Consider the following 12720-nt stretch of genomic DNA (forward strand, 5'->3'; position numbering starts at 1 on the left):
CCGCTAGCGCAGCATGGTCCCCATCCGCCGCGCCGCCTCCATAATCAGCGGCGCCTGCTCTTGCATAACCTCCAGCGTCAATCGGTTCGCTGGGCCCGAAACCGCAAGGGCGGCGACCAAGCGGCCGCCTCGATCCAGTACCGGCGCGGACACTGCCGCCGCACCGGGCTCGCGCTCTTCCACGCTCGTGGCGAAGCCAGCGAGCTTGGTGTCGCTGAGCTGCTGCAGGAACGCCTGCTGATCCAGCCCGGTCGGCCAGTCGGCCGAGGCTAGAAGCTGCTCCTGCAGCGCTGGCTCAGCGAAGGCGACGAGCACCTTGCTCGAGGCGCCGACGTATAAGGGCATTCGCGCCCCGACAGGGGCTACGCGGCGAATCGCCTGGTTGCTCTGCACCGCTTGGATGCGCACGCGAAGCAAGCCGTCCTGAACGTACAGCGAGATCGTTTCACCAAGCTGATCGCGCAGCCGTTCCATCTCCGGCAGCAGAATGATGCCGGGGTCTCCCTCTTTGGAGAGATTGGCGGAGAGCTCCCACAGCCGATAACCAAGTCTGTATTTATCTGTTGCGGCATCCCGCATGATGAACCCCTTGCCCTCCAGTGAGGCAAGCAGGCGATGGACGGTACTTTTGTGCAGATCAACACGACTTGCAATTTCAGTTAAAGTAAGCTCGGTAGCTCCAGTAAAGCAGAGCATAATATCTAAAGCGCGCTCAACGGCACGCACGGTTAGCTTGCCATCTTCCATGACGAACACCACTTTCATTATACGGATATCTAGGATATGCCAGTCGATCTGAAAAGTTGATTAGTTTCACCATATGAAACCCATTTACATCTAGTATAACCAAACTACCTCTATGCGTAAAGGTCAATCATCTGTTTCTTCTATTGTTACAGTACGGTTACAGAGGCCTTACAATTGGTGTATCAGCATTGACTTGAAAGCGCATTCAGAATAATATTAAGTTAGAAGATTACTTATCAGAATATTTTGTCAATTAATCTCAAGATTCATTCTCCCTATGACCTCTTAGAGCAACTGGGATTACTCACACTATTTTATATGGAGGGAGGGTGCCGCGATGTCAACAACATCTCTATCCCCTGGTTCATTACAACCCACACTGGAGCAGGTCGTTCCGCGACGGCTTTTACGCAAAAAAAAGCTGGTTCTCACTATCCTGATCTCCTTCTTAACCTTATGCATGTCTCTGCTGCTTGCCTTTCATGCTTACATTGCTTGGACGCTGGCTCGGCCGCACATCGACCCTCTCCATTCCGATCCAATGAGAGCGGTTGGTCTTCCTTTCAGCAGTGTAACCTTCCCAAGCTTGAATGGCGCTTCTCAATTAGATGGCTGGTTCATTCCCGCTCAATCGAGCAAAACCATTATTTTCTCTCATGGCTACGGCGGCAATCGCGAGGAGTTATGGGTCCCGCTATACAACTTGGCCCGTGAACTTCATCTACAAAATTACAATGTGCTTATGTTTGATTATGGGTACGTTCATCCTGGCAGTAAGCGCCTGATGACGGGTGGTATTCAAGAGTCTCAGGAACTGCTCGGAGCCATCAATTATGTCAAACAGCTATCCAGCGGTCCAATCTATATCTGGGGCTTCTCGATGGGAGCAGGCACAGCACTGCAAGCGGCTCTCCAGAACAACACGGATATCTCAGGGATGATTCTGGACAGCACCTTCTTGCTGAATCCGGATACCCTTTATCACAATATGAAGCAAGTCGTGAACGTTCCTAAATTCCCTTCTCTACCGCTCGTTCGCTTATTTTTCCCATTGCTCAATGGCGTAAGTTTGCATGAAGTGCCTTACAATAAGGTCACCTCTACCGCTTACCCGATGCCTATCTTCTTCATCCACGGAACCGAGGACTACAAAGCTCCCTATGAGATGGTAGAAGACATGTTCAAGCAGCAGAAGGCACCCGAATCCAAGCTATGGATCATTCCCAAAGCACAGCACGAGCTTCTTTATCGGGCGGAACCAAAAGCCTATATTCGCAAAACGATGAATTTCTTAAATGGTCTTTCAACTGCACCTGTTTACTAACGTTGGTATTCCCTCCTCCTATAAAGTCGGCCCCTTGCAGGGTCGATATTTTTTTGCGCGCTAAATAAAACAAAGAACGCTGACAGAGTCAACGTTCTCTTAACTTCTATGACAGCGATCCGCTGGCATCTAATCCATTTCGTAAATCGACCCGGATTTGCTTGCGAACAGCTCGGCGTATACTTTCTCAGCGTAGGCATCTGTCATGCCGGAAATATAGTCCGCAACGAACCGCGGCCAGCTCCAATTGCCCTTGCGGCGCTCATAGCTGTCAATCCAGTCGGGCGGGATAATCCACTGCCCTTTGTCTTGGTCAATAAAGCTGTCCCATAAGCGCTCCACGATGATCTCACTGCGCTTCTGCAAGCGCAGCACTCGGAAATCCTTGATCAGGGTGACCCATGCGAGCTTTTTGAGGATTTCCATCGTCCGGAGCAGATTCATATCCTCCGCTCCGTCTTTGACGAGCGCAACCTTTTTCCAGCCGCGATCCGGATCATCAATGATATCCAGACAGCTGGCGAAGGAGCTCACCCAGCGAGCTTTCATCTCTCTGCGGGTCCGCGATTCTTCCCGATTGCATTCTGCAAATATCTGCTCCCATTGCTCCAGATAATCGGACAGCACTTGTCTGACCATCAGCTCAATATCGACTTGCTCCCATCCGAATTTATGCTTGTTAGGATCATTCAAGATCTCCATAACCAGATGCCGGATCAACCGCTGATCTTCGAAGAAGGTCGCATTCATTTGAATTTTCCCCGCGCGGATGCCGTCTTCAATATCATGGGTGGAATAGGCGATATCATCGCACAAATCCATCAACTGAGCTTCCAGCGTGGAGCAGCCCTCCGGCATTTTCCACTCCGCTCTGAGTTCTCGAATGATATCCCACTCTGAGCCATACACACCCTTGAGTCTGGACTCTTCTTCGATCAGGAAGGGATACTTATTGATGCCCAGAAGCACCGCTGAGGTCAGATCCAGACCACTTTCGCTGCCTGCCCGCTTCTCCAGAAACATCAGGATTCGGAAGTTTTGGGCATTGCCCTCATATTTCAAGCCATAATCCTTCAGCAGGATATGATTCAGCACTTCTTCCCCTTTGTGCCCAAAAGGAGGGTGTCCAAAATCATGGGCGATCGACGCACATTCCACCACCGTAGGGTCGATAATGAGCCCTGGGTGCTCTCTCTTTTGCAGAAACGGATTCGTCCGCTCTAAGCGCTTCGCCACTTCTCTGGCGATTTGGGCAACTTCCAGCGAATGCGTGAGTCGTGTCCGATAATAATCCCCTGATCCGGCACCGAACACCTGTGACTTCCCTTGCAGCCGCCGAAAGGTTGGTGATTGGATAAGCCGCGCATAATCCCTTTCAAATTCATCTCGTTCTTCGCTCACTTTAGAGGAAGCGGCCTCACCGGGCCGATATTTTCGTATGTCATTCATAAGCTTGCCTCCCCAAGTGCTCTTTCCTATTCCCCAATAACGTTTATAAAAGAATACTATATCCGTCTACCTTGCAACAAGTCATAGCCGTCATTCTTAACAAAAAAAAGGGATGCTGCACAAGACTTTTGTCTCCATGCACATCCCCTTGCGCGTACCCTTTATTTTAACAAGGACAAAAATTCTGAGCGAAGCGTTGAATCCGTCCGGAAAGAACCACGAACCGCTGAGGTTATCGTCTGACTGCCATACTTCTTTACACCTCTGGAGCACATACACATATGTTCTCCCTCCACCACAACCATGACGCCATGCGGCTTCAGCACTTCATCCAGAATGTCGGCAATCTCCGATGTAATTCGCTCCTGCACCTGAAGCTTGCGTGTAATAACATCCACGAGACGGGCGAATTTGCTTAATCCCGCTACTTTACCGCTAGGCAAGTACCCGACATGCACTTTACCGAAAAAGGGCGCCATATGATGCTCACATTGACTGTAGTAAATAATATCTTTAATGATCACGAGCTCTTCGTGCTGCTCATCGAAAGTTACTCCCAGCACATCACGGGGATTCGCCTCATAACCGGAAAATATTTCTTCATACATCCGGGTTACGCGGGCAGGTGTGTCAAGCAAACCTTCCCGATCTACATCTTCGCCAATCAGTCTCAAAATCTCCCGAACATGCTGCTCAATGAGTTCCCGATTCTCGGAGACTCTCGTATTTTTATACTCGATTGATGCCATCTTCTCTCCCACCTCTTTCTTCTATCCCATACAAATGGTCAGAACCTTGATACTGTCGCGCATTGCTCTGCTGTCTTTGTGCGCTTTGGTGAGCAGCATTCCGCCTTGTAGCAGCGAGACGATCGGTGTCGCCAACTCTACGGGGGTTAGCCCCTGTAGAGAGAGCTCACCTCGCTTACGCCCATCCTGCAAGCAAGATTCGACCTCAGCCTCCATCTCGCTGAAAAAACGGCTCAGCGGCTTACGCAGCTCTTCTGAGCTGTCACTAAGCTCCAGAGCTAGATTGCCGAAGAAGCAGCCCTTCCGACAAGCATGCTCTTCGCAGAAGCTCAGCATCCTTTCGAACAAGCCGAGCACCCGCTGCTTCGGTGATAAATCCGCATTGCCGAGGCTTGGCTCCAGAACGGCTTGCCGCATCTCCTGAATCTTGCGTTCAATCACCTTAAGACCCAGCTCTTCTTTACTTTTGAAATGATAATAAAAATTACTTTTACAAACCCCGCTGCTCGACAAAATATCTTCCAGTCCCGTCCCTTGGAAGCCATGGTCATGAAACAGATCCATCGCTGCCTCCAAGATGCGGTCTTTGTTGCTTGCCATCGAATAGCCACCTCTGAATAGTACCGGTATGTCCTATAGCTTTCATACCTGACCATAATAGGAAGGGCTCATGCTGTCAGCCGTTTGTACGGTGGACAGCACAGCCCCTGAGAAGGGTTCTCTTACACCCTGCGTATTATTTCCACTTTTGGTTTTTCATCATTTGCTGCGCTTTGCTCAATTGCTGCTTATTCATGTTGTAGCCCATTTGCTTTGCCATTTTGGCCAGCATTTCGGGATTGTTTTGCATCGATTCCAGCTGTCTTTTTAAATAGAATACACCGATGAAAAACCCGCCGACTAAGCCCACAATCAACGTGAGAATAGGTATAAGATAACTCCACATCGTGAATGCCCCCTGCTTGTACAAATTGGTATGGATTGCTTGCTTTATCATATCATTTCTGTTCATCTGTTTACAAATAGGATACCCGCCCAGATTATAGCACTTGTTCGATAAAAAGAGTCGTGTGTTTGGCCAGATCAATCTCTTTAATATCCAGCTCCCGATCCGTAGCATCCTGTTTGACAATACGAACGATGGGGCGACTTGGCAGCCCTCGATGCTGTCCCACAACGACACCAGTCTCCCGACTGGAGAGGCGAACGGAAGCCCCCGTTGGATAAATAGAAACGATTTTCAGAAATTGAATCACCACATCGCGGTCCAGCTTGGTTTCAGCTAGCGCCATCATATGCTCGCAAGCCTCGTAAGGCAGCATACGCCGACCTAGGGAGGTATCGAAGAGCAAATTATCATACATGTTGGCGACAGCTGTAATTTTGGCATAGACATGGATATCTTCGCTCAAAAGTCCCCTCGGATAGCCAGAGCCATCTACGGCTTCATGGTGCTGAAAAGCCACATGAGCAATCAGCAAGCTGAATTCCCGTTTGTTTTTCAAAAGCTCAAAGCCTCTCCACGTATGATGTCTCTTGATATCCAGCGATTCATCGTCATACAGAAGTTCGACTTTGCCTACATCATGAAGAAGCGCGCCAACGGCAAGCTCTTTTAACTGCGTCTCATTGAAGCCCATATTAATGCCGATCAACACAGCCATCATACAAACGTTCGTGGCATGGACATACATCTCATTATCCTTCGTACGAATATCGGTCAATTGAATAAGGACATCCCGGTTCTTCATCACTTCATCGAGCAAAGTATTGATCGAAATGCTCATGGAACGGGAGTTAAACTCCTTGCCTGATTGAATCGCTGCGAAGGTTTGTCCCATTTGCTGCATCACAATCCGTTTCGTTTCTTCCGAAAGAATCTCCGGGATTTCCACATCCTCCAGGCTCTCGTCTTTAATATAAATCATCGTAACCCCGATGCGGTTGAGCGTATTGATCATGAATACCGTTAATTGCACGCCTTCAGATAGCAAAATAGATCCGTTGCTGGCAAATATCGTTCGACCTAAATATTGCCCCGACTCAACGGAATCCAAATGGACATATTTCATAGGATACACTCCATTTTATTCAGATTGTTGTTGCGGTAAGAGGCCGTTCCAGGTCTAGCAAACGTATTTTGATATCCAGCCCGCCGCCATAGCCAACGAGCTCTCCGCTAGCGCCAATAATACGATGGCACGGGATAATAACCGGAATCGGATTTTTATTATTTGCTCCGCCAACCGCTCTAACTGCTTTCGGGGAGCCAATGGCTTCTGCTATATGTTTATAAGAAGCTGTTTCGCCGAATGGAATAGCTAACAATGCCGTCCAAACGCGTTTCTGAAAATCAGTTCCCTGTAAATCGAATTCACCGTCAAAAGACGTTCGGTCTCCGCGGAAATATTGCTCCAGCTGCTCGGTAATCAATGCCAGATGCGCCGTATCCTCTTGCCATTCATGCCTGCCAAACCAGCGATCCGCCCATTCCTGCAATCGCTCTTGATGATGTTCAAAAGTTCCAAATGCAAGATTGCACAGTCCCTGTGATGTTGCAGCAAGGACGAGTGGGCCTATCGGTGAAGCGACTTCTGTATAGCGAAGAATGGTTCCTGCTTGTTGCATACGTGTCATGTGTATGGTTCCTCCTCACCTTGAAGCTGATTGGCTTACAGCAGTGATGGCTTTCTCAATATCTTGCCTGACAGCAGGCTCCTGTTCCTTGGCTTGGGCATTATTCAGCGCCGACGACGCTTCTTCCCCGCCAATTCTGCCCAGCGCCCATGCACAGGTCGCACGGATTTCCGGCCGTGGATCAGCTTGCAGAAGCTCGCTCAGAATCGGCACGGCTGACTGGTCCCTAAAGTTGCCCAGAGCGATAATCGCATTGCGCTGAATCGGCTTCTTGCCTCTCCACGAAGCGGCGATACGTCCATATTGTTCCTTGAACTCCTTGTTTGTCATGGTGAGCAAAGGGATCAGCAGCGGCTTGACCTTCTCAGGGTCAGGCTGCAGCTCAGGCTGGTGCGTCCAGTTCATGCCCTTGTTCTTCGGGCAAACGATTTGACATGTATCACAGCCGTAGATGCGATTGCCGATCTTGCGTTTGTCTTCATCATCGATATAGCCCTTAGTCTGCGTAATGAAAGAAATGCAGCGGCTTGAATTGAGCTGCCCTGGACCGACTAGAGCCCCAGTCGGACAGGCATCTATGCAAATCGTGCAGTCCCCGCACTGATCCATAATAGATGTATCGGGTGTAAACGGAATATTTGTAATCATATCGCCCAAATACACCCACGAGCCCCACTCCGGTGTGATGACAGCGCAGTTTTTGCCGCTCCAGCCGATCCCCGCACGCTCGGCCACGGCCCGGTCGACCAGGACACCGGTGTCGACCATGCTCATCAGTCGCGCATCCGGCACGCGCTCCGCGATGAAAGCCTCCAGCTTCGCGAGCCGATCGCGCAGCACGTCATGGTAGTCGCTCCCCCACGAGGAGCGCGAGATGATGCCTCGATACGCCCCAGGCTCGGATCGGGGAGGGTTCGGCAGTTTCGACGGGTACGCCACAGCGATCGAAATGATCGACTTCGGCGCGTCGAAACTCAGCTCGGGGTTGACCCGCTTCTCGATATCCGGCTCCTCGAAGCCGGATTCGAACCCCTTCTCCCGATGACGGAGAAGGATGTCTTTCAGTTCAGTGAACGGCTCCGCCGAAGCGAAGCCGATTTTATCAATGCCAAGAGACGACGCGGCATCCACGATCTCTTGCTGCAGCTTGCTGAAATTCGCAGGCGTTCCTGTTGCGATGGAAGTGGAAACCGCCATCCGTCTCACCTCTTTTCATTCGTGTCAGTTGATTTAAAGTCCATCGGCCACCGTGAGTGGCCACACAATGCATTCCGCCCGGCCTTGGATCAAGCTGGTCGGAACAGCCCCGAACCTGCGGCTGTCTGCGCTTGCTGCCGCATGGCGGTTGTCGCCCATGACGAAGACGTTCCCTTGCCCAACCTCCGTTGGGCCGAAGTCGCCGTCTTGAATGGGCGTGTCTGTGTACGGCTCTTCGATTTTAACGCCGTTGATGTACAGAAAGCCCGCTCGGCCCTGCACCTCGTCGCCGCTTACCGCGACCACCCTTTTCACGAGGAAAAGGTGCTGCGCCAACGTAAAATCCTCCGACTCCTTGATGATCACAATTTCGCCCCGCTTCGGCGCTTTGAAATAAGTAATCGCCTTGTTCACAAACAACCACTCCCCCTCTTGCAAGGTGGGCTGCATCGAATTCCCCCGCACCGTCGAAAGGTTGAACCCGAACTGATGCACGAGAATAACGACAAGAAGAGCTACAAGAATGGATTTCGTCCAATCCCAGAGCTCATGTGTGAAGCTTTTCGACTCTGCCTCCTGTCTATACTTGGCAGTCGCTTTATTCGTTTCATTGCGGCTTACAAAGAAGCTCATTCATGCTCCTCCGTTCTTATGCTTTTCCCACTGTTCATAATAATGCAGAACCATCTCATCCTGAAAAGGGGGCTTGTCCCCATTCACCAGTTCCAAAACAGCCGCCAGTCCTTCTTGCACTTTTCTTTCGACAAGCGGTGAATAGTGATAATTCAGCTTATGGCGTTCATATTCATCTTGATCCACAATATGCACTGTACGATCCGGCATACGTATAACATCAAGGTCATAGTCGATATAAGTCAGAACTTGCTGGGCGACATACATCGGTGAGGCCACGTTACAATAATATCGAACCCCAGCTTCTTCTATAAGAGCTACAATATTAAACCACATTTTGGGAATGAAGAAAGAAACGCCTGGAATGCGGCTAACCCATTCTTTCCCGTCTGCTTCCTGAATTTTCGTTTGGCTGTTGATAAAAACCATCATATTTTGCTGTTGATGGTCCGTGTGCAGGATATGCTGCGGAACCCGCCAATTCGTCAGCCACATCCGATGAAGATGTCCATCGTGTTTGAAGCTTTTTATCACATACGGCGCGAAATTCTCCATGTCTCAAAGCTCCTCTATTGATAGCTGCCGATAAGTTCCCTACTATATAGAAAAGCATATCTGACCCCCAAATGCAATGGCGGCACCGATATGCTTCCCTCGACCCAGTCTATTCAATTCCAAGAGCATCCGAACAATCCGTTACACGCTGACTTTCTTTACAATACTCAGGCGATGCGCAGCCCGGGAAAAATCAGAAGTATTGTAGCCCGCTGACTCGTAGACAGGCAGTACCATTTCATTATGCACGTCGACCGTCACCATAATTTTGTTCACGTTCCGATGGAGGAACCTTTGCTTCATTGCTTCGATCAAAGCCTTGCCAATACCCTTACGTTGATACTCTGTGGCAACTGCAATGCGATAATAGTAGCCATTGTTGTTATCGATGGTCCCGATAATCATGCCAACAATTTGCGATTCTTCTTGCGCGATAAGAACAAGTTCTGTATCCCAAGAGAGCTGACGAGCAAATGCTTCCATCGTTTCTTCATAGCAGGTTTCCGACAAAACGTCCTGCAAGAGTGTTGTCACCGAAGAAGTATCACCAAGTTGAAATGAACGAACATGCATACGGTTCTCTCCCAATTCCCTATTAATTTGTTAGGATTAATTTTCTGGTAAAGTAGTAAATACGACAAAAATTTACGGAATCCTGCTGAAAATGTGTTAAAATTCACAAAAATCTTTGTTTTTTTCTATTTTTCTCTTGAAAGCGCTTAAATGCAAGCGTTTTCAACAATTTTCACGTTAATTATTAGTTTTCGCCGCCCCTTGACGCTATGCAGTTCGCTCGATCACGCAGCATTTTCGACAAGTGAGCCACCTTTACCCCTAAAGCTGCTAAGAGATCAACAATTTGACCTGGTCAGCGACTAGGTTGTTTTGGTTTTATGACGAGACTGCCTTGTCAGTGGGGGTGGGGGTGATCGTGATGGGTGATGATGATAAAGATGGTGATCGTGATCGTGATGGTGTTGGTGTTGGTATTGGTATTGGTATTGGTATTGGTGTTGATGTTGATGTTGGTGTTGGTGTTGGTGTTGGTGTTGGTGTTGGTGTTGGTGTTGGTGTTGGTGTTGGTGTTGGTGTTGGTGTTGGTGTTGGTGATACTGATGGTGATGGGTTATCGTGATGGATACAAGGTGCGGGACTGCTCCAAAGTTCGCAATCATATCGGCAATGTCCAAACCACATCGATTTCGAAAAACCTGCGAAAATGCAGGCATTTTCGATCAAATCGTGCGAAAACGTCAGAAAGCCTGCGATTATGCAGGCTTTTTAAGCTTTTTCATCCTAGAATGGCAAAAAGGTCTATAAAGGATGCATAATTGCAGGCTTTTCGCCATTTTGCTTATGGCCTAGTCGAAAAGGATGCATTTTCGCAGGAATTTTGCCCAATATACCGACCTAAGGCAAACTGCCAGCTTGAACAACTCTCAAGCCTACTGCCCTCAGCGGCCAACCTATGCCCGTTGCCTATCCCTCATTTGGAAAAGTAAAATTGACCCTACTAAGGCTGCGATATACCGTGGTTGCGAGAATGCAGATGTACCGGGGTAGAGAATAACACGTTCATGGCAAAATGGCATCAGCAAACTCAACAATTGGCGCTATGATGAGAGAATGGATTCATTGACTGTGCGGCTAGTAGAAAGCTGTCCTTTCGGGTTGGCCTCAAGTAGATTTAGCTACTTGCAGAACAGCCCTTCTTCCATCAGTAAACTCAACAATTGGCGCTATGATGAGAGAACGGATTCATTGACTGTGCGGCTAGTAGAAAACTGATCTTTCGGGTTGGCCTCAAGTAGATTTAGCTACTTGAAGCACATCCCTTCTTCCATCAGCAAACTCGACAATTAGCGCTATGGAGAAAGGATTCATTAACTTGTGCAGCTAGTGGAAAGCTGACCTTCCGGCTATCCTCAAGTAGATTCAACTACCTGAGGAACAGCCCTTCTTCGACTTCTCAGTCAGTTTCCCCGCGGAACTCCGCCTAGTTTCCTCCCGAGACTGCCTTCTTCGGCTGGCTCTGGCGGCTTTCAGCGCCTTCTCTCCACTGAGAAGGCCTTTCTAGCTTTCGCGGGGCGAGGCTCCCTCCCCTTTTCACCGCGCCCTACTCCGGCGATGCCGCAACAGCTGCCACTTTGGGGCCGCGGTATTTGAAAAAGAAGGCCACGCAGATTAACGCCAGGCCGTTGACGGCAAAAACAAGCGGGATGCCGATCCAGCCGCCCAAAAAGCCGCCGATAATCGGGCCACTCATAGTCCCAAGTTGCGTAGCGGATTGATTTAAGCTAAACGCTCTGCCGCGAAAGCTGGAATCGGTGAATTTCACAATGAGCGCGTTTAAAGCTGGATAGACCGCTGCAAAAAACAGCCCGTAGCTAAACCGCAAAATACCAAAAGCCAGCAAATGATGAGTACCGAGCTGCAGCAGATTGCCGATTCCGCCGCCTAGAAGGCCGATGAACAGTGTTTTGGAGTAGGTGATTTTTTGCCCGAGCTTGCCCCATCTTGGTGCTGCGATAACGGTTGCGATGCCTACTGCCGAGAAGATAATGCCTGAAGTTAGCGAAGCTGAGCCCTGACTGCCGCCCATCTGCAGCACATAGATCGTCAGCAGCGGTTCGACAATCATAACGGAAGTCGCGACCAGCATCGTGACACCCAATATCATCATGAATGGACGATTATGCGCAGCTGACTTCAGATCATCGATGACACCCGACCGCACAGCCGAGCGGTTGAAGTTGGTTTCCTTGGCGCCGAATAATCCGATAAAGGCGGCAACTAATACGACGCATCCAGAGACTAAGAAGGATTCGCGATTGCCTACCCAGTGGCTGACGAAACCTCCGACCAACGGACCGATGACACTGCCCGCGGCGCTTGCCGTTGACATCACACCCAGCGCGTAGCCTACTTCTTTTTCTGGCGTATTCGTGGCAACTAATGCAATTGAAGCTGGCACAAACCCGGCAAGCAAGCCCTGAAGAATCCGAACACCAAGAAATAAGTAAGGATCATGAACGAAAAATGTCGCAAAATACAGAACGCTTAAGCTAAATCCCGAGCGAATCAACATCGGCTTACGCCCATACTTGTCCGCTAACGATCCCCAATAAGGGGCGATTAATGCACTGGCCAGAAAGGTGATGCCAAAGGTGATGCCCGACCAGGCCTCCAGCCCTTTATCAATACCTAACTCCGTATGCAGAAAAATGGGTAAAAAAGGAATCGAAATGGTATAAGCCATCCCACAAAAAAATACCCCGATCCATAACGTAATGAGATTTCGTTTCCAGGAAAATTCCATATTGTTTACCTCCTGATGAATGCTTCATGACTGGACTACCCTATGCGAAGTTCTCCCGACGACCACACTTGATAAGTTTATTTTATCATTTTTGTTGGAAGATTAAAAAT

Annotated in this window: 15 protein-coding genes; 3 read left to right on the forward strand and 12 right to left on the reverse strand. The window is 49.3% G+C overall.

The genetic code is table 11. The features are described from left to right. Positions 1–3: 3 nt before the first annotated feature. On the reverse strand, positions 4–747 hold the full coding sequence (locus HQN90_RS32515) for an IclR family transcriptional regulator (protein ID WP_173226895.1): 744 nt from the start codon (positions 745–747) through the stop codon (positions 4–6). 337 nt (positions 748–1084) lie between these two features. On the opposite strand from HQN90_RS32515, the gene HQN90_RS32520 reads away from it, so the two are divergent. After that, positions 1085–2071 carry an alpha/beta hydrolase gene (locus HQN90_RS32520; protein WP_173226813.1) on the forward strand — a complete coding sequence of 329 codons (987 nt, stop codon included), beginning with the start codon at positions 1085–1087 and terminating at the stop codon, positions 2069–2071. A gap of 129 nt (positions 2072–2200) precedes the next feature. On the opposite strand, the gene HQN90_RS32525 is transcribed toward HQN90_RS32520, so the two are convergent. From HQN90_RS32525 to queG, 7 genes are all read right to left on the reverse strand, one after another. Then, positions 2201–3520 carry a deoxyguanosinetriphosphate triphosphohydrolase family protein gene (locus HQN90_RS32525; RefSeq protein ID WP_173226815.1) on the reverse strand — a complete coding sequence of 440 codons (1320 nt, stop codon included), beginning with the start codon at positions 3518–3520 and terminating at the stop codon, positions 2201–2203. Between the two features lie 161 nt (positions 3521–3681). After that, positions 3682–4269, reverse strand: a complete 588-nt coding sequence (gene folE, locus HQN90_RS32530; protein WP_079410777.1) for a GTP cyclohydrolase I FolE — start codon at positions 4267–4269, stop codon at positions 3682–3684. 21 nt (positions 4270–4290) lie between these two features. Then, entirely contained in the window at positions 4291–4869 is a 579-nt protein-coding gene (locus HQN90_RS32535; protein ID WP_173226817.1) for a TetR/AcrR family transcriptional regulator, read from the reverse strand. 136 nt (positions 4870–5005) lie between these two features. Continuing rightward, on the reverse strand, positions 5006–5215 hold the full coding sequence (locus HQN90_RS32540; protein ID WP_173226819.1) for a YneF family protein: 210 nt from the start codon (positions 5213–5215) through the stop codon (positions 5006–5008). A gap of 94 nt (positions 5216–5309) precedes the next feature. Next, complete coding sequence (locus HQN90_RS32545) at positions 5310–6341, reverse strand: HD-GYP domain-containing protein (RefSeq protein WP_173226821.1); 1032 nt, start codon at positions 6339–6341, stop codon at positions 5310–5312. Positions 6342–6360: 19 nt separating this feature from the next. After that, the gene (locus HQN90_RS39100; RefSeq protein ID WP_246362949.1) at positions 6361–6906 is read right to left on the reverse strand and encodes a methylated-DNA--[protein]-cysteine S-methyltransferase; all 546 of its coding nucleotides are present in this window, start codon (positions 6904–6906) and stop codon (positions 6361–6363) included. Positions 6907–6921: 15 nt separating this feature from the next. Continuing rightward, positions 6922–8037, reverse strand: a complete 1116-nt coding sequence (gene queG / locus HQN90_RS32550; RefSeq protein ID WP_338042416.1) for a tRNA epoxyqueuosine(34) reductase QueG — start codon at positions 8035–8037, stop codon at positions 6922–6924. On the opposite strand from queG, the gene HQN90_RS39770 reads away from it, so the two are divergent. Beyond that, entirely contained in the window at positions 7961–8140 is a 180-nt protein-coding gene (locus HQN90_RS39770) for a hypothetical protein (protein WP_338042417.1), read from the forward strand. The genes queG and HQN90_RS39770 overlap by 77 nt on opposite strands. On the opposite strand, the gene lepB is transcribed toward HQN90_RS39770, so the two are convergent. From lepB to HQN90_RS32565, 3 genes are all read right to left on the reverse strand, one after another. Further along, positions 8137–8736 carry a signal peptidase I gene (gene lepB, locus HQN90_RS32555; RefSeq protein WP_173226824.1) on the reverse strand — a complete coding sequence of 200 codons (600 nt, stop codon included), beginning with the start codon at positions 8734–8736 and terminating at the stop codon, positions 8137–8139. The genes HQN90_RS39770 and lepB overlap by 4 nt on opposite strands. Continuing rightward, positions 8737–9291 carry a DUF402 domain-containing protein gene (locus HQN90_RS32560; protein WP_173226826.1) on the reverse strand — a complete coding sequence of 185 codons (555 nt, stop codon included), beginning with the start codon at positions 9289–9291 and terminating at the stop codon, positions 8737–8739. A gap of 141 nt (positions 9292–9432) precedes the next feature. Next, complete coding sequence (locus tag HQN90_RS32565) at positions 9433–9864, reverse strand: GNAT family N-acetyltransferase (RefSeq protein WP_173226828.1); 432 nt, start codon at positions 9862–9864, stop codon at positions 9433–9435. Between the two features lie 361 nt (positions 9865–10225). Between HQN90_RS32565 and HQN90_RS32570 the strand changes: the two genes are divergently transcribed. Then, positions 10226–10426, forward strand: coding sequence for a hypothetical protein (locus tag HQN90_RS32570; RefSeq protein ID WP_173226830.1), 201 nt, complete (start codon positions 10226–10228; stop codon positions 10424–10426). Between the two features lie 981 nt (positions 10427–11407). On the opposite strand, the gene HQN90_RS32575 is transcribed toward HQN90_RS32570, so the two are convergent. Continuing rightward, entirely contained in the window at positions 11408–12610 is a 1203-nt protein-coding gene (locus HQN90_RS32575) for an MFS transporter (protein WP_173226832.1), read from the reverse strand. Positions 12611–12720: the final 110 nt, after the last annotated feature.

Origin of the sequence: Paenibacillus alba (genome assembly GCF_013204855.1) — a bacterium.
Lineage (GTDB): Bacteria > Bacillota > Bacilli > Paenibacillales > NBRC-103111 > Paenibacillus_E > Paenibacillus_E alba.